Genomic DNA, 24984 nt, shown 5'->3' with positions numbered 1-24984 from the left:
GCTCCTCCCTCAAGAATATTTGCGAGCATTTTGTACACAATCAAGCAAAATCGAATATTGCGCTTGATATTGTGCACATCATATGTACTTTAATGCTCGGGAACAATCGTATCCAATAAGATGACAAATATGTATACCAAAAATGGGAGACTGATGTGAAAGACTATCTGAAGACCCTCCTGGCAGGGTTGGTAATCCTGGTGCCATTGGCGACGCCGTCGCTTGCAAAGACCCTGCGTTGGTCGTCGGCCGGCGATGTCATCTCGTATGATCCGAACGCACAGGTCGACAGCTTCACGCAGAGCGTGCACCACATGGTGTTCGATCCGCTGGTGCGCCGTAACAAGGATCTCGTGCTCGAGCCCGCGCTCGCAACGTCATGGGAAGTCGTCGAGCCAACACGCTGGCGCTTCCACCTTCGCCAGGGCGTGAAGTTCCACGAAGGGCAGCCCTTCAATGCTGACGATGTCGTTGCGACGATCCAGCGCCAGATTGATCCCGGCGCGCGCAACCGCGAGAACCTCTCCGCCGTCGTCGGCGTCGAGAAAGTCGATGACTACACGGTCGACCTGATCCTGCGCGGCCCATATCCGCTTCTGCTTAACGATCTTGCGGCAATCTACATCATGAGCAAGCCGTGGATGGAAGAACATCAGGCGCTGAAGCCCGGCAATGCCTCCACTGGCGTCACGACCTATGCCAGCAACCATGCCAACGGCACCGGCGCCTTCAAGCTGGTGACCTACGAGCCTGATTCTCGTTCCGTCTTTGCCGTCAACGAAAACTGGTGGGACAAGCCGCAGCATAACCTGACCGGCGTCGAGTTCCGCCCCATCGCGTCGGACGCAACCCGCGTGGCCGCTCTGCTTTCCGGCGAACTTGACATGATCGCGCCGGTTCCTTTGCAGGACATCGACCGGATCGGTAGCACCCCGGGTCTGAAGGTCGTCGAGAACCCGTCGCTTCGCGAGATCTTCCTTGGCTTCAATTTCCGGCCGGAACTGCATGCCGCACCCGGCAAGCCCAATCCGCTGCTCGACGTGAAGGTCCGACAGGCCCTCTGGCACGCGGTCGACGTCAATGCGATCCAGAAGCGATTGATGCGTGGCAAGTCACGCGTCTCCGGCATGCTCGTCGCCCCCGAAGTCACCGGTTACGATCAGTCGATCGACGTGCCCTTGCCCTATGATGCCAAGAAAGCGAAGGCTCTGCTCGCGGAAGCGGGATATCCTGACGGCTTCAAGGTTGGCCTGGCCTGCCCGAACGACCGCTACATCGCCGACGAGCAGATCTGCCTGGCGATCGCGTCCATGTGGGCCAAGGTCGGCGTGCAGGCGGATGTCGCTGTCGAAAGCAAGACAACGTATTTTCCGCGTATGGATAAGGGCGATCTCGACGTCTACATGCTCGGCTGGGCCTCCCTGCCTCCGATGGACGGCTATAGCGTCCTGCAGGCGCTCCTGGCGACCAACGACGGCAACTACGGCGGCAGCAACCCGAACGGCCTTTCCGACGCAAAGATCGATGCCCTGACCAAGTCAGCGTCTGTCGAGCTCGATGAAGGCAAGCGCGTCGGTATGCTGAAGACCGCCTTCCAGATCGCCCATGACCAGGCGTTTTACCTGCCGCTGCACCAGCAGCCGGTTGCCTGGGCGATGAGCGACAAGGTGGAGATTCCGCAGTTCGCTGATGAGTACGTGCGCCCCTGGTTCGCACAGCTGAAGTAAACCAGCCGCTTCCGTGATCCCGAGTGACGCAAGGACCTCGGGATCACGCGTTGAATTGGGTGATAAGCCCTATCCAATGGGACGACGCACGATGGCGTTCGTCAGGCCGGTTCGATCCGTTCCGCGTTCGGACGAGGGAACGGAATACGCAAAGCAGCGCAGTTTAGCCGATCGGCCGAGCGCGCTCCTGCAAGGTACTTTCTGATGTTCAGGATTCTATCGGTAAGGCTGCTTCAGGCCATTCTGGTGATGGTGGCCGTCACGGCCATTGCTTTCATCATGTTCCGGTTCGTCGGCGATCCTGTCGCCGCGATGGTTCGGGAAGGCGCAACCCAGGCCGAGAAGGACGCGCTTCGCGCCACCCTCGGCCTCGACAAGCCGCTCGTCGTGCAATTCATCGAGTTTGTCGGTCGGGTGCTGCAAGGTGACTTCGGCACGAGCTTCCGCTACCAACAACCGGTTGGCGTCCTGCTGCTGAGCAGGCTTCCGGCGACGCTGGAACTCGTGCTTGTCGCCACCGTCATGTCGCTTGCGGTCGGCATCCCCCTCGGTGTCGTCTGTGCGCTGAAGCCGAACGGCTTCTGGTCGCGGCTGACCCAATCGCTGACGCTTGTGGGCATTTCCATGCCGACCTTCGTCACCGGGTTGCTGCTCATTCTCATCTTCGCGGTCAATCTGCGCTGGCTGCCCTCATCGGGGCGCGGCGATCTCGTCGATCTCGGCTTCTGGCAAACCGGCTTCCTGACGATCTCCGGCTTGAAGTCCCTGATCCTGCCGTCGATCACGCTCGCCCTGTTCCAGTTGACCCTGATCATGCGTCTCGTCCGCTCCGAGATGATCGACGTGCTCTCGTCGGACTACATTCGTTTCGCCTTCGCGCGCGGACTACCGCGCTCTTACATCTATGGGCGTCTGGCGCTGCGCAACGCGCTGATGCCTGTCGTCACAGTGACTGGCCTGCAGATCGGCCAGCTCATCGCCTTCGCGATCGTCACGGAAACGGTGTTCCAGTGGCCCGGCATGGGCCTGTTGTTCACTAATGCCGTTGGCTATCCGGACATTCCCGTTCTTTCGGCCTACCTGCTGTTTGTCGGCTTCCTGTTCGTGCTGATCAACATGATCGTCGACATTCTCTACACCTTCATCGACCCCCGCTTGAGGACACGATAATGGCCACGCAAGCTCGTCTACTGCATAGGCTCCCGCCGGTTTCCGTGATGATTGCCTGCCTCGTTCTGGCGATCATGCTGGTGCTTGTGATCTTCGCGCCGATGATCGCGCCAATGGATCCCCGCGATGTCTCGTCCTACTCGCTGATGGACATGGAAATCCCCCCGATCTTCATGGAGGGCGGCGACCCTCGCTTCTTGCTCGGTACTGACAACCAGGGCCGCGACCTGGTTTCCGTCATCCTCTTCGGCCTGCGGATCTCGATCCTCATTGGTATCGGGGCGGTGTTGTTCGCTGCTGCCGTCGGCGTCGCGCTCGGCCTCATCGCAGGCTTCTTCGGCGGCCTGGTCGACGGCATCGTAATGCGCATCGCCGATATTCTCGTCAGCTTCCCGACGATCCTGGTGGCGCTTCTGATCAGCGGTATCGCACGCGCACAGCTGGACGCAGATACCGTTCTGACCTGGGCGCCGCTCATCCTGATCGTCGCGATCGCGATCAACGAGTGGGTTCAATATGCCCGCACAGTGCGCGCCTCCAGCATGGTCGAGATATCGAGGGACTATGTCCGCGCTGCCAAGGTCATCGGCCTGCCGCCACGCCGTATCATGCTGCGCCATATCCTGCCCAACGTGATGAGCTCGGTGATGGTCATTGCGACGATCAATCTCGCCGGCGCGATCCTGACGGAGGCGACATTGTCGTTTCTCGGCGCCGGCATGCCGCCGACCTATCCGTCGCTCGGCACGCTGATCCGCATCGGCAACCAGTTCCTGTTTTCCGGCCTGTGGTGGATCGCCGTGATGCCGGCCACTGTCCTCGTAATTCTCGTTCTGGCAGTCAACATCATCGGTGACTACCTGCGAGATCGCTTCAATCCCAAACTGATGGCACGCTGATGAGAAACGCTACGCAACCTGTCCTGGAGATCAGGAACCTGCGGGTCGAATATCCGCTCGCCAACGGTGAGACCCTCGCAGCCGTCAACGACGTCAATCTGACGATCGAGCCCGGCGAAATTCACGCCTTGGTCGGTGAATCCGGCGCCGGCAAGACGACCGTCGGCAACGCGCTGATGGGCCTCCTGCAGGCTCCCGGCAGGATCGCATCCGGCTCGATCGCCATCGCCGGCAAGCCGATCGATGTTCGTACCGGTCGTACCGCGGGCATCATTCCCGGCCGCGATGTCGGCGCGATCTTCCAGGATCCGATGACGAGCCTCAACCCGCTCTTCACGGTCGAGAGCCAGCTGTGCGAGGGCATGCTGACACATCTGAAAATCGGCCGGCGAGAGGCACGCGCCAAGGCCCTCGGCCTCATGAAGGCCGTTGGCATTCCGGAGCCGGAGCGCCGGCTCGGCAGCTATCCGCATCAGCTGTCGGGTGGCCAGCGGCAGCGTGTGGTCATCGCCACGGCGCTCGCCTGCGATCCGCAACTGATCGTTGCCGACGAGCCGACGACGGCGCTCGATGTCTCTGTGCAGGCTCAAATCCTTAGGCTGATCCGCGATCTCGCCGACGTGCGTCGGGTGGGTATTCTGCTGGTCACGCACAATATGGGCGTGGTTGCAGAGATCGCCGATCGCGTCACGATCATGCAGAACGGCCATATCATCGAAAGCGGACCAGCGCGCGATGTGCTCACATCGCCGAAGGCACCCTATGCTCGCACGCTGATATCGGCCGTACCGCCGATCGACACGCGGCTGAAGCGTCTGCCGGTTCCGAGCGAGGAGACCGAAACCACGCTCCAGGCCCGCGAGGCGGTCCGCACGAAGAGCACAAGCCGCGGCGGCGCCAAGCAGACAGACGTCGTTCTCGACGTTCGTAACCTGTGCGTCGAATATGGCAGCCGTTCCTTTATGCCTGGCAGCAAGTCGTCCGTCTTCCGTGCGGTCAAGGACGTCTCATTCGATGTTCGCCGGGGCGAGATATTTGGCCTCGTTGGCGAATCCGGCTGTGGCAAGACCACCGTCGCGAACACGATCGCCGGGCTCGTCACGCAAACCTCGGGCAAGATCGAGTTCCAGGGCACCGAGCTTGGCGCGCGCCGTGACAAGTCGGTTCGCCAGTCGCTGCAGATGGTGTTTCAGGATCCGTACTCGGCGCTCAATCCGCGGCTGCGGATCAATGCGGCCATCGCTGAGCCGATCCTGTTCTACAAGCTCGCCTCGACGGCGGAGGAAGCGCGCCTTGACGCGAAGACTCTGCTGCAAGCGGTCGGTTTGCCGGGAGACGCCGGTGCCCGGTTCTCGCATGCCTTTTCGGGAGGCCAGCGGCAACGCATAGCCATCGCAAGAGCGTTGGGGCCGTTGCCATCCATGCTGATCTGCGACGAACCAACCTCGGCACTCGACGTCTCGGTCCAGGCGCAGATCCTCAATCTCCTCAAGGATCTGCGTGATCTCGCCGGCCTCTCTATGCTGTTCATCAGTCACGATCTGGCGGTGATCCGCCAGATGTGCGACCGCGTCGCCGTGATGAAGGCGGGAGAGATCGTCGAGTTGGCCGATACGGAGACCCTGTTTTCGGCACCGCGACACGACTACACGCGCGAACTTTTGCGCCTGGCTCCTTCCCTTGATCGCATTCTCTCCAAAGAGAATGCCGTCGCCAGTCTGTGAGAATTTGAAACAATGGCAGACATTCTGATTAGAAACGGCGCCGTGATCGCCATCGACAACGAGCGGCGGATCATTCCCGATGGGGCCGTGGCCATCGAGGGCGACCGCATCGTCGCTGTCGGCCCCTCGGAGGAGGTTGCAAGGGATCATCCGGCGCGGGAAACGATCGATGCCGGTGGTATGGCAATCATGCCCGGGCTGGTCGACAGCCATGCGCATGCCGGGCATGGCCTCATCAAGACGATGGGCGGCGGGCGAAGCGACCTCTGGTATCGCGCATGCCAGGGCGCCTACACGGTCGGTTCGACGCCGGAATTCTGGTTTGCCGAGGCGCAGCTTGCGGCCTTGGAGCGCTTGCGCTTCGGTGTGACGACGGGCGTTTCTTTGCTCGGCGGCGGCGATTCTGTCATGCGCACCGATGAGCCGGTCTATGGCGACGCCCATATGGAGGGCGTGCTTGGCGTCGGCACGCGCTCGGTCGTTGCCGTCGGCACGACAAGGCCGCCGCAACCTCTGACTTATGCGCGCTGGGAAGACTCCGTTCGCTTCGACCATGCTGTCTCGTTCGAACAGCAGCTTTCAACGTGCCAAACCCTCGTTGATCGCTGGCATCGCACTCACGAGGATCGTCTGCATGTCGCGCTGCTGACGCCAACGCTGCATCAGGAACACCTCGATGCTCGCGGCGCCGAGGATGCGATCGCGCAATCGCGCAAGGTCAAGCGCCTGGCCGACGAGCGCGGTTTGCTCTTCACCCAGGACGGTCATACCAGAGGCAGCGTTCGCATCGCACGCGAGATCGGGATTCTCGGGCCGCGCACGCTTCTCTCTCACGCCACAGGAGTTGATGACGGCGAAATCGCAATCTGCGCAGAGACAGAGACGCGCATCGTTCACAATCCAAGCGCGGTTGCTTCTATCCTGGCGCGCTGTCCGGTTCCCGAGCTTCTCGATGCCGGTGTCGTCGTTGCAATAGGCTCCGATGCGACGGCGCCTGATCGTTCTGCGGACATGTTCCGGCACATGCAGCAATGCATGCATTACCATCGGACCCATTTCCACGATCCGAGCTGGCTACCGCCGGGCAAGGTCCTGGAAATGTGCACGATCGATGCGGCACGCGTTCTTGGTCTCGACCATGAGATCGGATCGCTGGAGCCCGGCAAGAAGGCGGATATCATTCTCGTCGATCTGCGGCGCCCACACCTCTATCCGGCGAACATGCCGGAGTTCCGGGTGACCTATTTTGCCAACGGCAACGATGTCCACACCGTTCTGGTTGGCGGTCGCGTGCTGCTCCGCGACCGCAACCCCGTAGGCATTGACCAGGATGCTGTTCTCGATGCCGCGCAGCGCGAGACAGAGATGTTGATCGACCGGTTGGGGCTGCGGGATCTCTTGGTGACACCTGACATGTTCTGGCGCCACAGCCGCGATACTAGCCTCATCGAATAGGGCGCCTCGGCAGTCCGTTCGACGGGTTGGCGACGGCAGTCTCTGGCTTGAGCGACATCAGGAATTCTCTCATGACACGCATCGGCATTATCAATCCCAACTCGACATCGTCCATGACGACCGCAATCGGCGCTGCGGCCTTGAGGGCCGCGCATAAGACGACTGAAATCATTGCTATGCAGAACGATCGGGGCCCGGCTTCCATCGAAGGCGCCGTCGATGGGGCGAGGGCTGTCCCCGGCCTTCTCGATTGCATTGAACGGGCCGAACGCAGCGGCGCGATGGATGCCTATATCATCGCCTGTTTTGACGACACCGGCCTTGATGCCGCGCGCATGCTCACCCGCAAGCCGGTCATTGGCATCGGCGAGGCTGCCGCGCGGATCGCCGCGATGATTTCCAGGCGCTTCACCATCATCACGACGCTGCCGGTCTCGATCCCTGTGCTTGAAGACAACCTCGTTCGCTACGGCCTTGCATCGGTTGGGACAGTACGGGCGTGCGGCATTCCGGTACTGGGACTGGAGGCGGATCCGAGTGCGGCACTCTCGACCATAGGCGAGGGGATCCGTGATGCGCTTCGCGTGGACCGCTCCGGTGCGATCGTTCTGGGATGTGCCGGTATGGCCGACATGGCGCAGCAACTATCCGACCGTCATTCGGTCCCGGTGGTAGAAGGCGTATCCGCGGCGGTCCGACTCGCGGAGCTGCTGACAAGCCTTGAATTGCAGCCGCGAGCGACTCCACACGGCGCTACCCCACATTGCAGTCACGATGTCGGCCCGAGGTAAAGCGTCTTTGCAATATTGGAACATCAAATGCTGAAGGTCACCCAGGCTGCCGGCGATCGGCATTGGCCGATGCTACTCCTTGTCATGTTGATTGCAGTGAACCTGCGGCCATTCCTCACCGCGCCGGCGCCGGTCGTTGCGAATATCGTGGCCGACACGGCAATGGGCTACAGCATGCTTGCGATGCTGACCTTGTTGCCGATGTTGCTGATGGGCGTCGGCGCATTCGTGGCGCCTGGCATCCAAGCTGCGATCGGCACACGCCGCGGCATCCTTGCCGCCCTCGCGTTGTTGACGGTAGGCTCTCTGCTGAGGCTCGTCGCACCCGGGGGCCTTTCGTTCATCCTGACGGCGGCGCTCTGCGGCGTCGGGGTGGCATTCATTCAGGCAGCGTTCCCCGGCATCATCAAGGCAAAATTCCCGGGCAGCGTGCCTGCTGTCACCGGCCTCTATTCGGGTATGCTCATGGGCGGTGGCGCGGTCGGTGCGCGGCTGACGCCGGCCCTCGTCAACAATGGATACGATTGGCGGACCGCGCTTGCCTGGCTGGCGGTACCCGCTGCGATCGCATTTTGTGTGGCATTCCTTGTGCTGTCGGACTCCAAGGCGTCCAAACCCGACAAGGATCTGACAGGTCTGTTGCTGCGCCGTCCGCGCACCTGGACATTGATGATCGCGTTTGGTCTGGTAAACAGCGGGTATTCGTCGATGGTCGCTTGGCTCGCGCCCTACTATCAAGCGCACGGCTGGTCGAACGCTGAGAGCGGCAATCTGGTCGCGATCATGGCGGTCAGCCAGGCCGTCTCAGCCCTTCTTCTGCCCAACCTGGCGCGCCGCAGCATCGATCGCCGCGGCTGGTTGCTGGTGACCCTTCTGATGCAGGCCATCGGTTTTGCGGGGCTGGCATTTCTTTCGGGAATGCTGCCGGTCCTGTGGGTGGCGATTTGCGGCGCTGGGCTCGGGGGAAGTTTCTCCCTTGCCATTGTCACGGCGCTGGATCATCTGCCACGGCCGGAGCAGGCCGGCGTTCTCGTCTCCCTGATGCAAGGAGGTGGCTTTCTGATTGCATCGCTTGGACCCTTTGCCACATCCTTCCTCCACGGCATGACCGGCAGCTTTGCCAGCGGGTGGATCATGCACCTGGCGTGCCTCGTGGTCGTATTTGCTCTCTACGTACGCTTCAGTCCCCGGAGCTACGAGGACGCCATCGGCCTGACTTTTCCGGCCCATGCCAGCATTGGCTCGGCATAGGACCGAAGGTGTGCTCGCAACGAGCCTCGCCTAACCGGCAAAGTCGGGCGTGAGGGAAACGTTCTTTGCCATCTCTTGTAGCGCGCGGCAGATTTCCTCGAATGCAACGCGAATTCGGCGGCTCATGATGCGGCCGCGCAAATAGCCGTGCACGAGTTGCTCGTGGTTGCGCCAATCGGCATCGACGCCTGCGGCTATCAGGCGCTCGACATAGACCTTCCCGTCGTCGCGCAGCGGATCGACATCAGCGGTGAATACCCGTGTTGGGGGCAGGCCCGAGAAGTCCTTGGCCTTGAGAGGCGATACTTCCTCCAACTCCTGATCCGATGGCTGCTCGGAGCCGGAATAGGCGACGCGATAGCCGGCGAGATCGGAAGTGCGCAGCAAGGGTGCTTCCGCGTTCTCTATGTAGGACGGCCAGGAGTGGTCTCCTCCGAGGCCGGGATAGATCAAGAGCTGCGCTATCGGCATCGGGCCGGTGAGGCGCCGCATGCGCAGGGCGAGCGCCGCGCAGAGATTGGCGCCGGCGCTGTCGCCGACCGTAATCAGTCGCGGCGTTTTCACCGCAAGATGACGCCAGACCGTTTCAACGTCATCGATCGGAGCGGGATAGCGGTGCTCCGGCGCAAGACGGTAGTCGACGGCGGTCAGATGCATGCCGGTGCTGCTTGCGATTTCGGCACAAACGTCGTCGTGGCTTTCCAGGGAACCGACGACGAATCCGCCGCCATGACAATAGAGAATTGAAGGCCGGCCATCGCTGGCATGAGCCGGTATGTAGTGCCGCACCGGGACATGATTGACGGCAGTGTCGATGACGCTGATATCCGTGGGACGAGGCTGGCGAAAGACAGCACACATCGCATCATAATGGCGGCGGTTGTCCGCGGCCGAAGCGACATTCGAATCCGCGGGATAGGATGCTTCCGTCTTGGCGATGAAGGCCAGGATTTCAGGGTCGTCGATCATTTCGGAGATGCTCCTGCTTCCAGGCGGCGGGTCAGCCAATCCGGATCCATGTCCGGCACCGAGGCCAGCAAGGTCTTTGTGTAGGTTTGCGCCGGCCGTTGCAGCACATCCCTGACCTTCCCCTGTTCGACAACCCGTCCGCCTTGCATGACGGCGCAGTCGTGCGAAATGGCGCGAACCGCCGCCAGATCGTGAGTGATGAACAGGTAGGAGACGCCGGTCACTTCCTGGATCTCTCTCAACAGCCGCAGTATGCCTTCGGCGACGAGCTGATCCAGTGCCGACGTCACTTCATCGCAGATGATGATCTTGGGTTCGGCCGCCAAGGAGCGCGCAATGCCGATGCGCTGCTTCTGCCCTCCTGATAGCTCTGACGGAAGGCGATCCGCGAACTTGGCGGGGTCGAGCTCCATCCGGTGCATCAGCTCATCGACCTTGTGGTTGCGCGCGGCGCCCGTGAGGCCGAGATAGAATTCGATCGGCCGGCCGATGATATCACGGACCCGTTGGCGCGGATTGAGCGCGGTGTCGGCGTTCTGATAGATGATCTGGATTTGCCGCAACATATCCCGGCTGCGTTGCTTGAAGCTCGGGGGAAGAGGTTGCCCGTCCAGCAACACCTGGCCGCTGTTAGGCTCCAGAAGGCCAGCCACGACGCGAGCAGTGGTGGATTTGCCTGATCCGGATTCGCCAACGAGTGCAAGCGTGCGACCGCGATGGAGTTCGAGGCTAACATCCTGCAGTACCTTCAATCTGCCGTAGGATGCTGTGACGGAGTCGATCTTCAACAACGGCTGGACGTCGATTGCCGGCGAAGGTTTATCTTCCGCCTCCATCGAGCGGACTGACCACAGGCTCTTGGTATAGGCTTCCTTCGGCTCCGTGAGCATGTCGCGTGTGGATTGGTCTTCCACCTCGCGTCCGTGCAAAAGCACTTTAATTCGATCCGCCATTTGCGCCACAACGGCCAGATCGTGGGTGATATAAATCGCAGCCGTACCGAACTGGCGGACTGCATCGCGGATCGCGGCCAACACTTCGATCTGCGTGGTCACGTCGAGCGCCGTTGTGGGCTCGTCGAAGATGATGAGATCAGGCTTGCAGGCCATCGCCATCGCGGTCATGGCGCGCTGCAACTGGCCACCGGAAACCTGATGCGGGTAGCGCCAGCCGATGATGTCGGGTTCGGGCAAACGCATGCGGCGATAGAGGTCGACGGCCTGCCGTTCCGCATCATGCCTGGTCAGAAGGCCATGTGTCACCGGCGCTTCGGCATATTGATCGATGAGGCGATGCGCCGGGTTGAAGCTCGCTGCCGCCGACTGCGCAACATAGGCGATGCGCCGGCCCCGAAGCTTGCGCAGAAAAGCTTCGCTGCGGCCGACGAGTTCCTCTCCATCGAAACAGACCGAGCCGGCGCTGATACGACAGCCGTTGCGGGCATAGCCCATGGCCGCAAGTCCGATCGTCGACTTACCGGCGCCGGATTCGCCAATCAGGCCCAGCACTTCGCCTCGCCTCAGATCGATATCGACACCATGGACGATCTCGGTCCACGCACCGTCGATCTGTGCTTCCATCTTCAGGCCGCGAATTTCCAAAAGCGGTTTTGCGTTGCCCATCGTCTAGTCCTTCAAGCCGCTGGAGCGATGCAGCATCCAATCGACGACAAAGTTGACCCCGACTGTGAGCAGCGCGATGGCCCCGGCCGGCAACAGCGGCGTGATGTCGCCGAAGCTGATCAGGGAGGCCGTTTCCTTGACCATGCTGCCCCAGTCCGCAGTCGGTGGCTGCAACCCGAGTCCGAGGAAGGACAGGGCAGAAATGCTCAGGAAGACGAAGCAGAAACGCAGGCCGAATTCCGAGATAAGCGGCGGAAGGATGTTGGGCAAAATCTCACGACGGATGATCCACCATAGGCTCTCGCCTCGCAGATTCGCCGCTTCGACGAATTCCATGACGACCACGTTCATCGAAACGGCACGTGTCAGACGAAAGACGCTGGTCGAGTCGAGAATGGCGATGATGAATATCAGATTGACCATTCCGGTGCCGAAAATGGTCAGCAACAACAACGCAAAGATCACCCGCGGTATCGCCATGATCACATCGACGATGCGCGACAACACCTCATCCGTCCAGCCTCCCAGAGTCGCGGCCAGCATTCCGCCTGCGCCGCCGATCAGGAAGGCAAGGACGGTGGTCACGAAAGCCACGCCGATCGTATTGCGGGCACCGAAGATCAGCCGGGAGAGCATATCGCGCCCCAGGCCGTCGGTTCCGAGCACAAACATGGAACTCCATGGTTCAAACTCGCCGCCGGCAACTTCAGCTTCGCCGTAGGGAGCAAGCCACGGCGCAAAGACCGCGACGACGATGTAGAAGGCGATGATAAGAAGGCCGAGACGCGCCGACCATGGGACGGTCGAGAGGCGGAGCGATTTTACAATGGCAGTCATGCGTGCTCTCTCCTCATCGCGGATGCAGCAAGCGCGGATTGGTCGCGATCGCGATGATGTCCGCAAACATGTTGAGGAAAATGTAGATCGCAGCGAAGATCAGACAGCAGCCCTGAACGACCGCGAGATCGCGTTTGGCAGCGGAATCGACGAGCAATTGTCCGAGGCCCGGATAGACAAAGACGACCTCGACCACCAAAACGCCCGTTACGAGATAGGCGAGGTTGAGCGTAACGACCGTGACGATCGGGGCGAGCGCGTTGGGCAGGGCGTGACGGCTTATCACCTTGAAGCGCGATTGTCCTTTCAGCCGCGCAGTCTCGATATAGGGGCTGGCGAGCAGGTTAATGATCGACGCTCGTGTCATCCGCATCATGTGTGCGGCGATGACAAGGGTGAGGGTAATGGCCGGCAGGAAACAGATGTAAAGCCGCTCAATGAGCGAGGTCGTGGCGTCCACGGTGGCGAGCGATGGGAATAGGCTCGTTCGCACAGCCAGAAACAGGATGAGGATATAGGCGACGAAGAACTCCGGAAAGGAGATCGAGGTCAACGTCAGGAGGCTCGAGAGGCGGTCGAACAGGCTGTTGCGCCAGAGGGCGGCCAGAAGTCCCAACGTCAGTGACAGGGGAATGGCAAGTGCTGCAGCATAGGCGGCGAGAAACAGCGTGTTGCCAAGCCGCCCGGCGATCAGTTCCCCCACCGGGCGGTTGTTGGCAAGAGACATGCCAAAGTCGCCGGTGGCGACGCCGCCTAGCCAGTGCACATAGCGCATGACCACTGGCTGGTTCAATCCGAGCTGTTCGCGCAGGGCCGCAAGCGTTTCTGGCGTTGCGCTCTGGCCGAGCAGCTGCTGAGCGGCATCGCCCGGAAGAAGTTCGATCGCGAAGAAAATGATGATCGATACCAGGAAGAGCGTCAGCAGACCGGTCGAAAACCTCTTGAGTATCAGCTTCGGTATGGGCCCCATTGCGATATCCCTTAGCTGGCGGCGGCGGATTCCATCATGATTTCACGCACCGGCTTGCCTGCATAGGCCGGAGCCTCCAGATGCCGATGGTGTTTCCACACCTCTCCCAATTTGATCGATAGTGCGAGGTCGATCGGCGAAGCAGCCGACTTTGCGGTGTCGACGTGCAGCAGCATATGCTCGCCCGTCGCCAGGAGTTCGTCCTGGGGTCCACCGTAGAGTTCGTGCACGATTCTTACTCTCTTTTGGTCGAAACCGAGCAACAGCGTTTCCACACGCAGCGGAGCTCCCATCTTCACCTCGCGCAGGTGCCTGATGTGCGTCTCGACCGTGTAGAGCGAACGGCCGCTGGCCAGATAATGCTTGTTCATGCCGATAAAGTGCAGGAAGGCATCGGTTGCGTCCCCGAAGACCTGCAGATAGCGGCTTTCGGTCATGTGGCCGTTGTAATCCACCCAATCCTCCCGAACGCGATCGGCGTGCAGCGCCAAAGGCTTTTCCGGATCGACCGTTGACTGACGCGCGTGGCTGTGTGCTTTGGCATAGAGCGCGGACTCGTATTCCTTGAGGAGGGCGCCAGCGCCCCAGTCGTTGCCCTTCAATGCCTGCATGATGGCGACGAGATTGTCGTCGCGGATGCGCTCGAGTTCGCGGATGCTGTGCTTGCCGGATTGGGCATCCGACTGCGCGGCGATGATATCGATCAGTTCGTCGGTCAGATCGGGGACGTCCATAAGCTTCGTCCAGGGCCATTTCAGCGCCGGGCCGAACTGGCTCATGAAATGGCGCATGCCGGCCTCACCACCCGCGATGCGGTACGTCTCGAACAGGCCCATCTGCGCCCACCGAAGCCCGAAACCAAAGCGGATGACGTCATCGATTTCCTCAGTCGTCGCGACGCCGTCATGGATCAGCCACAGTCCTTCGCGCCACACCGCTTCCAGAAGCCGGTCGGCGATATGGGCGTCGATCTCCTTGCGGACGACGAGCGGTTTCATGCCGATGGCGGTGAGGAAGGACTTGGCACGATCGAGATTGTCCGGCGATGTTTGGCCCGGTACCACTTCGACCACCGGAAGCAGATAGACAGGATTGAAAGGATGGGCGACGAATAAGCGCTCCGGCGTCGCGAAGCCCTCGATGAGCTCCGTCGGCTTGAATCCCGAGGTGGACGACCCGATCAACGTATTTTCTTTGGCGTGCTTCTCGATTTCAGCATAGACCTTGCGTTTCAGATCGAGCCGCTCCGGCACACTCTCCTGCACATAATCGGCATCGCGAACTGCTTCTTCGATGGATGACACGAAGCTCAAGTGGCCCTTCGGCGCCATGGGAGCGAGGGTCAGCTTGCGATAAGCGCGTTCGGCATTGGCGAGAACTTCTCCCACCAAGCGTTCGGCCTGCGGATGCGGGTCGAAGACCTTGACATCGTAGCCGTTGAGCAGAAATCGAGCGATCCAGCCGCCGCCTATGACGCCGCCACCGATCGCTGCGGCGGATTTCACCGTGCCAGTCATGTTCACCTTGCCAGATTTGAGATGGAGCAGGCGCCGCCCTCCGGACGGCGCCGACAATCAATGAAGAGCCTTAAGCGGCGCTCCACCAGCGGTCGATCAGCTTCCAGCCGTCGAAGAAGCGGTTCGACGCCAGCTTTCCATGCGCAACCTTGTCGTTGCGGGCATCGATATAGTTGCTGAACATCGGAATGATCGCGCCGCCGTCATCGCTGACGAGTTGCTGCATCTCGTGATACATCTCGCGGCGCTTGTTTTCGTCGAGGCTGGAGCGCGCCTCGAGAAGAAGCTGGTTGAAGCGGTCATTGGACCAATGGCTTTCATTCCAGTCCGCGCCCTTTGCATAGACCAGCGAGAACATCGAATCTTCGGTCGGCCTGCCGTTCCAATAGCCGGTGACGAATGGCTTCTTCAGCCACACGTTCGACCAATAACCATCGTCAGGCTCGCGCTTGACGTTGATGTCGATGCCGCATTTTGCGGCACTCGCCTGGAACAGTGTCGCGGCGTCCAAGGCGCCGGCGAAGGCGGCGTTTGCTGCCGAAAGCTCGATCTTCAACGTATCGTGGCCAGCCTTCTTGAGGTGGAACTTGGCCTTGTCAGGGTCGTAGGCTCGTTGCGGCAGATCGGCGGCGTAGAAGCGGTTGGCTGGCGCGATCGGGCTGTCGTTGCCGAGGTGACCGTGGCCGCGCAGGATCTTCTGTAGCAGCTCTTCGCGATTGACGGCGTATTTCAGCGCCAGGCGCACGTTCACGTCCTTGAACGGCTCGCTATCGCACCACATGGGCCAGAGGTAGTGGGCGGTGCCCGTCACCTCTTCAATGGTAATGCCGGCCTTCCGCTGCAGCAGCGGCAACGTCTTGATCTCGACGCTGTTGATGACGTCGACCTGGTCCGTCAGCAGGGCATTCTGGCGGGCGGTTGCGTCGTTGATCGTCAGCAACTCGACCTCGTCGAACCAGGCGTGATCGGTCTTCCAGTAGTCTGACCGGCGCTTCAGCTTGATGCGCACACCGGGCTCGTGCGATTCCAGCGTGTAGCCGCCCGTACCGATGCCGGACTTCCAGTCCAGCGTACCGTCGCTATTGGCCGGCATGATGACGAATTGATACTCGGCCGTCAGGAACGGGAAGTCGGCATTGCCGGATTTCAGTTCGAAGACAACGGCCTCGCCGTCCTTGCGGATATCGACGACCTCCGAAAGGATCGCCTTCGCGCCGGAGGTCGAATCCTTGGCGCGGTGATGATTGAAGGAAGCGATGACGTCCTCGGGTGTCAACGGCTTGCCGTTGGAAAACGTGACGCCCTTGCGAAGCTTGAACGTCCACACCTTGGCATCGGGACTGGGGTCAATGCTTTCGGCAAGTTCCGGTACGATCTTACCGTCGGCATCGACTTCGGCGAGGTTGTTACAGACACCGCCCAGCATGGCCGTCACGACGGGGCCGGCTGCATAGGTCGCCGGATCGATGGAGTCGGAGGTGGCGCCGCCGGAATGGCCGATGCGGAGCGTCCCGCCGCGTTTCGGCGACGATTGAGCATGGGAGCGCGAGGGCATTGCGGATATGAGCGCCGCCGCTGCAGTCGCCTGCAGCAGGCCTCTTCTGGTCATGGAATTCTGAGACATTGTTGTTCCCCTTTTTTGCTTTCTCATTCATCGATTGACAGGCTGCTGGTCACGCACCTCCTTGTCTGGATCGAAGCAGATGGAAAGGGGATACAGGTCGCGGCAAGGCAATCGCATAGCCGAGTTCCGGCCGGCGGCACCGTAAGCCGCAGCCAAAATTCTCCGCTGTCCTGCCCGCTTCAGTCAAATCGATCGGTCCTGCCTCATTCCTACCAACGCTTCTTCAGTTTCAATTTCTCTCGCACATCCTGGGGTCTCAGAACGTTAACGTTCATTGCCGAAAGGATCGAAACGGCACGCTCCACCAGCTGACCGTTGGAGGCTAGGACACCCTTTGAAAGAAAGAGATTGTCCTCCAAGCCGACTCTGACATTTCCACCCGCGAGTGCCGCCATCGCAACGTAGGGCAATTGATTTCGGCCGATGGAAAATGCCGAGTAGGTCCAGCCCGCCGGAACATTGTTGACCAAGGCCATCAGCGTGCCGGGATCGTCAGGCGCGCCGTAAGGGATGCCCATGCAGAGCTGGATCATCACTGGATCGTCGATCAGCCCTTCCTTGACCAGCTGCTTCGCAAGCACGAGATGGCCGGTGTCGAAGACCTCGATTTCCGGTTTGACGCCAGCCGCTTGGATGCGGGCTGCCATTGCCCGCAGCATGCCTGGCGTATTGGTCATCACATAATCGGCCTCGGCAAAGTTCATCGTGCCGCAGTCCAGCGTGCAAATTTCCGGCAACAGTTCCTCGACATGGATAAGCCGCTCGGTCGCGCCGACCATATCCGTTTGCTTCGGATTGAATGGCAGCGGCTGTTCCGCGGAACCGAGTACCAGATCGCCGCCCATGCCGGCTGTCAGGTTGAGGACGACGTCGACTCCGGAATCCCGCACCCGCGCGACGACTTCGCGGTAGAGAGCGGGATCCCGCGAAGGCGCACCCGTTTCAGGGTTGCGCACGTGAATGTGAGCGACAGCCGCACCAGCCTTTGCGGCCTCGATGCTAGCCTCGGCAATTTGCTTGGGAGTTACCGGGACCCTGTCGCTCTTGCTGACGGTGCCGCCTGAACCGGTGACTGCGCAGGTAATGAATACGTCCCAATTCACGGTGCGGCCTCCTAACTCGATGAGGCCACTATACGAATTGCCGCCCTGCGCTTATTGGCATAAACTGCCAAAGAGTTTGCAGGAATTGACAGAATGGGTTTGAGCTGTGGCTTTCTGATCTTCGACGGTTTTTCCAATATGGTGTTGGCCAGCGCGATCGAGCCGCTGCGCGCGGCCCGCGACTATGCGGGCCCTAATACGTTTGCGTGGCGGTTGCTGTCGTCCGAGGGAATGGATGTCCGCAGCTCGAGCGGTCTCCTCATGCGGTGTGACGGCGAGATCGAGACCGCCCTTGATCTCGACATCCTGTTCATCGTTGCGGGCTACGGCGCACGCGAACACGCGCAGAGCTCGATCTTGAAGCGGCTGCAGCGTCTGAGCAGGTCTATCGGCATCGTTGGTGGGCTCGACTGCGGCGCCTGGCTGCTCGCGCAGGCAGGTCTTCTGAGCGGTTACCGAGCGACGATACACTGGCAGGATCTTTCGCAATTCGCCGAGATCCATCTTGATGTTGAGGTGACGTCGGACCGGTTCGTCATCGACCGAAACCGGATCACCGCCGGCGGCGCCACAACAGTGGTCGATCTCATGCTCAAGCTAATTGGTGATCATGGCGGTGGAGCGCTCGCCTTCGATGTTTCCAACATGTTCGTTTACGATGCCCGATTGCGGGCTCCTGAGGAGCGGGGGGCGCGCAGCCTTTCCTTGGCAACGCGCGTTCCGCAGCTTCTAAAAGCCGTCGCCTGCATGCGCGCGCATGTCGAAAGCCCGCTCAGCCTCGACGCGATCTCGGATGCGACCGCGACGTCTCCGCGTACGCTGGCCCGGCTCTTTCAGCGAGAGTTCGGGATGGCCCCCGGCCACTACTATCAAAGCATCCGGCTCGACGTCGCACGCAGCCTTGCCGAGGAAACGTCGCTCGCCGCGCACGAGATCGCCGCGCGTAGCGGCTTTGCCTCGGCTGCATCGCTCTCCAGGGCCTTCAGTGGTCACTTCGGATCGACACTGCGGGAGACGCGGCGCAACCGGCGAGGCGCGCCACCCAATTGAGCGGCGAGAGGCCTTGCTCGCCCGGTCGCTCGAAGCCCCTGGCTCAAATTCGCAGGCTGTCATCCAGCCAAACCCGGAAGCCGCCACGGAAGGCGTTGTCGTTGTTGCCGCGCCGGCACTTCGGCGGCAGTTCCTTGAGCCGATCGACATTGCCGCCGCCGATGACGATGTAGTCAGGCAGCAGCGCCGCGCTTAGGCAATCAACGACATCAACGACCGATTTCCGCCACTTGCTCTTGCCTCGACGCTTCAGTCCTCGCTCGCCAACATAGTCTTCGAAGGTCGCCTTGCGGTAGGGCATGTGCGCCAGTTCCAGGGGCATGCAGACATTCTCGGCGATGATGGCTGAGCCCAAGCCGGTGCCCAAGCCAAGGAAGAGCATCCGGCCGTTTTCATAGCTGCCGATTGCCTGCATCAAAGCGTCGTTGACCATTCGGACCGGCCGGCCGAGGGCGGCTTCGAAATCGAAATCCTTCCATCCCGGCCCGAGGTTGAAGGGATCGGCCGCGGCACGATTGGCGGCGACGGGACCGGGGTAACCCATCGTGACAACGTCGTAGTGCCAGTCGTGGGTAAGATCGCGTAGCGCACCTACCATCTTGGTCGCGGTCATCTGATCACCGGAATCGACCGCGCGTCGCTCGCTGCCGCTGCTGAGTTCGGCTTTCACGTGCGATCCGCCGATATCGACGGCAAGCACAGTGCGGCCGGCCGGCGCTTTGGCGTGCTCGCGCTTCCGTTCGGCTGCAGATGTGTTGACGGTGTCTGCCATATCTTTGCGCTCCTCTGCCGGCCTATGCTCTCATCCCTGCCGCACCACGTATCGGGGCAAGATCGGCAGCTTCTGTCAAGCGCCGGGCGAAAATGCGGTGTCGCTTGATTTAAACGCCAGGATGGCTCACTGAAAAGAGCGCACACTAAGCGGAGGATCATCACTTGACCTTTCCGAGCTTGCCTCCCGGTTCCATCGACCCACCCGGCGCTCCCGGGATCGAGCCGCGCTGGACCTCAAGTGACAAGAGCGCGGTCGGCACCGCCGTCGGCCCGGCAAGTCCCGTTTGGTTCACGGCAAGCCACGGTATCCTCAACGAGATCTATGCGCCACGGCTGGATATGGCCTGTGTCCGCGATTTCGGCTTCATCGTGACAGGCGATGGTTACTTCTCAGAAGAGAAGCGTGATGCCGATCATCGGGTGCAGGCAATCGAGGATGGCGTCCCGGCCTTCCGCCTTATCAACACCGCCCGCGATGGCCGTTATCGCATCACCAAAACGATCCTTACTGATCCTGAGCGCGAGGTGGTGCTGCAAGAGTTACGCTTCGAGGCGTTGATCGGCGGCCTCTCCGATTACCAACTGCACGCCCTCGTGGCGCCGCATCTCGTCAACGGCGGCGCCGACAACACCGCCTGGTGCTCCGATTTCAAGGGCAGGCCGATGCTTTTTGCCGAGGGTTCTGGCCGAGCGCTTGCGGTTGCCGCTTCGGTGCCTTGGCTTGCGCGTTCGGCCGGGTATGTCGGTTTTTCGGATGGCTGGCAGACGTTGTCGCGGGGCGAAGGGCTGAAGGAGGAGTATCGCTGTGCCGTGTCCGGTAATGTTGCGCTATCGGGGACGCTCGACCTGCAGGCGGGCCAAGGGCGGATATTGGTCGCCATCGGTTTCGGCGCGGAGCCGGAGGAGGCTGCTTTCCGTGCCGTCCTCAGCCTGGAACAGGGTATCGAGCCGGCACTGAGGTACTATCAGAGCGGATGGCGGGAGTGGCAGGCCGGCCTGCTTGCGTTGGACGAGCCTCATGATCCCAACCAGTTGAACCGTTACCGGGTCAGCACCAGCGTGCTCGCCAGCCACCGCGACGATGCCTCCGGCGCCATTATCGCGAGCCTTTCCATCCCCTGGGGCTTCAACAAGAGCGACGACGATCTCGGCGGGTATCATCTGGTCTGGACACGCGATCTGGTGGAAACCGCGGGAGGGCTGCTTGCCGCAGGCGCCAAAGCCGACGCGCGGTCGGTGCTCGACTATCTCTCGGCGATCCAGGAGGCAGATGGCCATTGGGTGCAGAATGCCTGGCTCGACGGCCGGCCGTATTGGAACGGCATCCAGATGGACGAGACGGCCTTTCCGATCCTGCTTTACGACATGCTTCTTCGCGCCGGCGTGATCGGTTTGTCGGAGACAGGCCGATACGTGGCGATGATCGAGGCTGCTGCGGCCTACATCGTCACCAACGGTCCCGCCACCCAGCAGGATCGCTGGGAAGAGGATGCTGGCTACTCGCCCTTTACGCTGGCCGTCGAGATCGCGGGGTTGCTCGCGGCGGCCGATGCGATGGAAGCGGCCGGACGGTTGCCTCAAGCGCAATATCTGCGGGAAGTGGCGGATGGTTGGAACGAGTGCATCGAGGAGTGGACCTATGCCAGCGATACGGGGTTGTCGCGCCGGCTTGGCATCGACGGCTACTACGTTCGCATTGCCACCGCCGCGGAAGACGTCTCGTCGCTCGGCCGGGACTTCATCCCGATCCGCAATCGCGACGATGGCGAGGCCGTGCTCGAAGCAGACCTTCTTATTAGCCCGGACGCGCTTGCGTTGGTGCGGTTCGGACTTCGCGCCGCCGACGACCCACGCATCCTAGGCACGATCGCGGCGATCGATGCCGAGTTGCGACGTGACCTGCCAACCGGATCCTACTGGTACCGGTACAACGACGACGGCTACGGGGAGCGCGTTGGTGGTGCCCCGTTCGCTGGCCGCGGTGTCGGGAGGCTTTGGCCGCTTTTGACCGGCGAGCGCGCCCATTACGAACTTGCCGCTGGACGACGCGATGAGGCGCAACGCCTCTTGGCAGCGTTGGAAGCCTCGGCAAGCGATGGCGGACTGCTGCCGGAGCAGATATGGGATAGCGACGACGTGCCGGAGCGCGAGCTCTTTCTCGGTCGTCCGTCCGGCAGCGCCATGCCCTTGGTCTGGGCTCACGCGGAACATATCAAGCTCCTGCGCTCGATCCGCGATGGCGTCGTCTTCGATATGCCGCCTCAAACCTTTGCCCGGTATGTCGCAGCAAAGCTCGGTCGTCCGCCATTCGCATGGCGCCTAAACGCCAAGCGCACCCGTATGGCTGCCGGCCGCAAACTGCGGATCGAACTGCCCGAACAGGCCCTCGTGCATTGGTCTACCGACGGTTGGGCAACCGTTATCGACAGTCATGTCCACGATACGGGTTTTGGCACCTATGTCTGCGACCTGCCGACGGAGGGGCTGAGTCCAGGCACAATTCTGTTCACAATCTTCTGGACGAACACCCAGCGGTGGGAAGATGCCGATTTCAAGATCGACGTGGTTTGAGCGTGACCCGGCTCCGCTCAATCGAAGAGTTCGGGCAGTTCCGCTCGCGCGATCTGTCTTAGACGCTCAGCTTCGGCTTGATCGATAGAGCGGTATGGCCATCGGAGCTTCGGTCCAACCGGCCCCCAGCCTCCGATCGCGCACAGCAACTTGTCGAGGGCGGCATTCGAGTAGCCTTGCGCTTGGCGGAATGGAACGATGTGGTTATCCATGAACGCGCAAATGCGTTTCTCGATTGCTAGCGCGGCTTCGATGTCTTCCGCCATCAAATCTGTCCACCACTGGGCGCCTTGCGGGCTGAGGCAGGCCACGTTGGAAAAGGCACCTGCGGCAACGCCGTGGCTCATGCCGGTCGCGAGATGATGGCCAGGCACAAAGAGCGCGAACTCGGCAAGGTATTCGCGGGCAGCGGCATACCAATCGGCGTCGCCATCGGCGAGCTTGATACCGACGACGGCAGGCGATGGGCCACAGACGGCGGCAAGCTCCCGCGGCGTGAGAACCCGCTTGGCATGTGGCGGATTGTAGAGGATCAAGGGGGTCCCCTCGGCGCGGTCCGTCGCGCGCCTCAGGAAATCGATTGCCTCAAGATCGGTGACCGGCCACCAGTCCGGCAGAATGAGCTGGATCGCCAGCGGCTTCAGCGCGGATGCGCGGGCAACGCGTAACAGAGCGATGTGCGGATCCGGCTGGCATGCGCCGATCACGAATGGCATGCCGGCACTCGTGCAACGCTCCGCGAGGATAACCTGGATCCGCTCGAACTCGACGTCCGTCTGATTGTGAAACTCGCCGGCTGTACCGTTCGAATAGATGCCATCGACCCCGGCTTTGATCAGGATGTCGATCTCTTCGCCGAGGGCAGCGAAATCGATCGCGTCGTCCTCCACGATCGGGAGAAGAAGGCTCGCCCAATTGCCGGCGATTGAATGTCGTCTCTGCGTCGTCAAGGCATGGCTCCCAAAGGTATATCGTCGCGAATGCACGCCTTGAGGTGCCCCGGCGCGACTTCCCGCAGCTCAGGAACGGCCTGGCTGCAAGCTTCGATGGAATGCGGACAGCGGGTGCGGAAAACGCAGCCGCTCGGCGGATTCGCGGGGCTCGGGATTTCACCCTTCAGCACCTGACGCTGGCGTTTGGCACCGACATCGGTGGAGGGGATGGCGGACAGTAGCGCGCGCGTATATGGATGCTGTGGCCGGGCGTAAAGATCGCGGCTCGCCGCAATTTCCATGATACGGCCGAGATAGAGGACGATCACACGGTCACAGATATACTCCACGACCGCAAGGTCGTGTGAGATGAACAGCATGGTCAGCCCAAGCCGCTGCTGCAGATCGCGCAGCAGGTTTATGACTTGTGCCTGGATGGAGACATCGAGCGCCGACACCGGCTCGTCGGCGACAATCAGTTCCGGGGCCAGTGTCAGCGCGCGCGCAATGCCGATGCGCTGACGCTGCCCGCCTGAGAACTCGTGCGCGTAGCGATTGATCGCTTCTGCCGGCAAATCGACCTGCTCAAGCGCCACACGGGCGCGTTCGAGCCGTTCCCGGCGGGTTCCGATGCGCTGAATTTTCAGGCCTTCGGTCAGGATCTCGCCGATGGTCATGCGCGGCGAGAGGCTGGCAAAGGGGTCCTGGAAGATATACTGCATCCGCGGACGCATGCGTCGCATCGCCGTGGATGAAAGCCCCGTCAGATCGACGCCATCAAAATGCACGTTGCCTGATGACGGCTCGACCAGGCGAAGGACCGAGCGGCCGATTGTCGTTTTGCCGCTGCCGGATTCGCCAACCAGCCCAACGACTTCGCCCTTACCGATCTCGAAGGAAATGTCCTTCAGGATTGTCAGTTGCGTGCCGTGGGAAGTGTAGCTTTTCGACAGGTCGCGAACAGAAAGCAAAGGCTCGGTCATCTAAATCTCCCGCCACCGAATGCATCGGCTCTTATGAAGCGGTCCAACGGCTTCAAGCGCCGGCACCGCGTTGCGACAGGCCTCGATCGCAAATTGGCAACGCGGTGCGAAGGTGCAGCCAGAAGGCATGTTCATCAGGCTCGGAACGACGCCCGGAATGGCTGCGAGTTTTTCCCCTGATTGTTTCATCCGTGTTGCATCGCCAAGCCGCGGCATCGAGGCGAGAAGGCCCTTCGTGTAGGGGTGTTTTGGATTGCTGAAGACCTCGTTGACCGGGCCTTCCTCGACGATGCGGCCGGTGTACATAACGGCGACGCGATGGGCGATCTGGGCGACGACGCCGAGATTGTGGGTGACGAACAGCATTGCCATTCCGCGCTCGCGCTGAAGCTTCAGCAGCAGGTCGAGGATCTGCGCCTGGATCGTCACGTCGAGTGCGGTTGTCGGCTCATCCGCAATCAGCAAGGTCGGGTCGCAGGCAAGCGCCATGGCGATCGTCGCACGTTGGCGCATGCCGCCGGACAGCTCGTGCGGATACTGACGGGCCCGGCGCTTGGCATCTGGAATCCCGACGTTTTCCAGCAGCGAAATGGCAGTGGCCATTGCCGCTTTCCGGCTTGCTCCGCGATGAATGCGAATTGGCTCGGAGATCTGGTCGCCAATCGTATAGACGGGGTTGAGGCTGGACATCGGCTCCTGAAACACCATGCCGATGTCGTCGCCGCGAATGTCGCGCATCTCGTCTTCCGTTAGCGAAACCAGATTGCATCGGGATCCGTCCTTTCGGCGAAGCCGAATGCTGCCTGCCGCGATCGATCCAATGTTGCGGGTCAGAAGGCGCATGACGGAAAGGCTGGTCACCGATTTGCCCGAACCGGATTCTCCCACCAGGGCCACGGTCTCCCCCGCGCCGACGGTCAGGTCGACATCGTTGACTGCCGTGACATCGCCTCCGCGAATGCGGAAGATGGTCTTGAGGCCCTGAATGGCGAGGATCGGTTCGGCTGACTGCATA

At 61.3% G+C, this 24984-nt stretch carries 20 protein-coding genes; 9 read left to right on the top strand and 11 right to left on the bottom strand.

What is annotated here, in order from left to right:
* Positions 1-155: 155 nt before the first annotated feature.
* The 7 genes from FHT97_RS10040 (at position 156) to FHT97_RS10010 (ending at position 9017) form a co-directional block, all read left to right on the top strand.
* Positions 156-1727 (top strand): ABC transporter substrate-binding protein, encoded by a 1572-nt coding sequence (locus tag FHT97_RS10040; protein WP_183861801.1) that lies wholly within the window; start codon positions 156-158, stop codon positions 1725-1727.
* Between the two features lie 204 nt (positions 1728-1931).
* A complete protein-coding gene (locus FHT97_RS10035; RefSeq protein ID WP_183861799.1) occupies positions 1932-2897 on the top strand; it encodes an ABC transporter permease in 966 nt (321 codons plus the stop codon).
* The gene (locus tag FHT97_RS10030; RefSeq protein ID WP_183861797.1) at positions 2897-3796 is read left to right on the top strand and encodes an ABC transporter permease; all 900 of its coding nucleotides are present in this window, start codon (positions 2897-2899) and stop codon (positions 3794-3796) included. Before FHT97_RS10035 ends, FHT97_RS10030 begins: the two co-directional genes overlap by 1 nt.
* Positions 3796-5520, top strand: coding sequence for an ABC transporter ATP-binding protein (locus FHT97_RS10025; RefSeq protein ID WP_183861795.1), 1725 nt, complete (start codon positions 3796-3798; stop codon positions 5518-5520). The genes FHT97_RS10030 and FHT97_RS10025 overlap by 1 nt, the downstream gene beginning before the upstream one ends.
* Positions 5521-5532: 12 nt before the next feature.
* The gene (locus tag FHT97_RS10020) at positions 5533-6975 is read left to right on the top strand and encodes an amidohydrolase family protein (protein WP_183861793.1); all 1443 of its coding nucleotides are present in this window, start codon (positions 5533-5535) and stop codon (positions 6973-6975) included.
* A 71-nt stretch (positions 6976-7046) separates the two neighbouring features.
* Complete coding sequence (locus FHT97_RS10015; protein WP_183861791.1) at positions 7047-7766, top strand: aspartate/glutamate racemase family protein; 720 nt, start codon at positions 7047-7049, stop codon at positions 7764-7766.
* A gap of 27 nt (positions 7767-7793) precedes the next feature.
* A complete protein-coding gene (locus FHT97_RS10010) occupies positions 7794-9017 on the top strand; it encodes a cyanate transporter (RefSeq protein ID WP_183861789.1) in 1224 nt (407 codons plus the stop codon).
* A gap of 30 nt (positions 9018-9047) precedes the next feature.
* Here the strand turns inward: FHT97_RS10010 and FHT97_RS10005 are convergent, their stop codons facing one another.
* From FHT97_RS10005 to FHT97_RS09975, 7 genes are all read right to left on the bottom strand, one after another.
* The gene (locus FHT97_RS10005) at positions 9048-9986 is read right to left on the bottom strand and encodes an alpha/beta hydrolase (RefSeq protein WP_183861787.1); all 939 of its coding nucleotides are present in this window, start codon (positions 9984-9986) and stop codon (positions 9048-9050) included.
* On the bottom strand, positions 9983-11608 hold the full coding sequence (locus FHT97_RS10000) for an ABC transporter ATP-binding protein (RefSeq protein WP_183861785.1): 1626 nt from the start codon (positions 11606-11608) through the stop codon (positions 9983-9985). Before FHT97_RS10000 ends, FHT97_RS10005 begins: the two co-directional genes overlap by 4 nt.
* A 3-nt stretch (positions 11609-11611) precedes the next feature.
* The gene (locus FHT97_RS09995; RefSeq protein ID WP_183861783.1) at positions 11612-12445 is read right to left on the bottom strand and encodes an ABC transporter permease; all 834 of its coding nucleotides are present in this window, start codon (positions 12443-12445) and stop codon (positions 11612-11614) included.
* A 13-nt stretch (positions 12446-12458) separates the two neighbouring features.
* Positions 12459-13415, bottom strand: a complete 957-nt coding sequence (locus tag FHT97_RS09990) for an ABC transporter permease (protein ID WP_183755463.1) — start codon at positions 13413-13415, stop codon at positions 12459-12461.
* Between the two features lie 11 nt (positions 13416-13426).
* Positions 13427-14932, bottom strand: coding sequence for a carnitine 3-dehydrogenase (locus FHT97_RS09985; RefSeq protein WP_183861781.1), 1506 nt, complete (start codon positions 14930-14932; stop codon positions 13427-13429).
* Between the two features lie 70 nt (positions 14933-15002).
* A complete protein-coding gene (locus FHT97_RS09980; RefSeq protein WP_183861779.1) occupies positions 15003-16556 on the bottom strand; it encodes an ABC transporter substrate-binding protein in 1554 nt (517 codons plus the stop codon).
* Between the two features lie 209 nt (positions 16557-16765).
* Positions 16766-17659 carry a 3-keto-5-aminohexanoate cleavage protein gene (locus tag FHT97_RS09975; RefSeq protein ID WP_183861777.1) on the bottom strand — a complete coding sequence of 298 codons (894 nt, stop codon included), beginning with the start codon at positions 17657-17659 and terminating at the stop codon, positions 16766-16768.
* Positions 17660-17752: 93 nt separating this feature from the next.
* Here FHT97_RS09975 and FHT97_RS09970 point away from each other — a divergent pair, with 93 nt between their 5' ends.
* Positions 17753-18709 (top strand): GlxA family transcriptional regulator, encoded by a 957-nt coding sequence (locus FHT97_RS09970; RefSeq protein WP_183861775.1) that lies wholly within the window; start codon positions 17753-17755, stop codon positions 18707-18709.
* A 43-nt stretch (positions 18710-18752) separates the two neighbouring features.
* On the opposite strand, the gene FHT97_RS09965 is transcribed toward FHT97_RS09970, so the two are convergent.
* On the bottom strand, positions 18753-19481 hold the full coding sequence (locus tag FHT97_RS09965; RefSeq protein WP_183861774.1) for an ROK family protein: 729 nt from the start codon (positions 19479-19481) through the stop codon (positions 18753-18755).
* 164 nt (positions 19482-19645) lie between these two features.
* Between FHT97_RS09965 and FHT97_RS09960 the strand changes: the two genes are divergently transcribed.
* A complete protein-coding gene (locus tag FHT97_RS09960; protein ID WP_183861772.1) occupies positions 19646-22054 on the top strand; it encodes a glucan 1,4-alpha-glucosidase in 2409 nt (802 codons plus the stop codon).
* A 17-nt stretch (positions 22055-22071) separates the two neighbouring features.
* On the opposite strand, the gene FHT97_RS09955 is transcribed toward FHT97_RS09960, so the two are convergent.
* Genes FHT97_RS09955 through FHT97_RS09945 form a run of 3 tightly spaced genes read right to left on the bottom strand, consistent with a single transcriptional unit; the run spans position 22072 to position 24983 of the window.
* Complete coding sequence (locus FHT97_RS09955; protein WP_183861770.1) at positions 22072-23004, bottom strand: dihydrodipicolinate synthase family protein; 933 nt, start codon at positions 23002-23004, stop codon at positions 22072-22074.
* Positions 23001-23969: an ABC transporter ATP-binding protein gene (locus FHT97_RS09950; RefSeq protein ID WP_183861755.1), complete on the bottom strand. Its 969-nt coding sequence runs from the start codon at positions 23967-23969 to the stop codon at positions 23001-23003. Before FHT97_RS09950 ends, FHT97_RS09955 begins: the two co-directional genes overlap by 4 nt.
* Positions 23970-24983, bottom strand: a complete 1014-nt coding sequence (locus FHT97_RS09945; RefSeq protein ID WP_183861753.1) for an ABC transporter ATP-binding protein — start codon at positions 24981-24983, stop codon at positions 23970-23972.
* Between the last annotated feature and the right edge of the window lies 1 nt (position 24984).

The organism is Rhizobium sp. BK399, from assembly GCF_014194695.1.
Taxonomy (GTDB): Bacteria; Pseudomonadota; Alphaproteobacteria; order Rhizobiales; family Rhizobiaceae; genus Rhizobium.
Note: the sequence above shows the minus strand (reverse complement) of the source record. Positions and strands in the feature narration are given on the sequence as shown.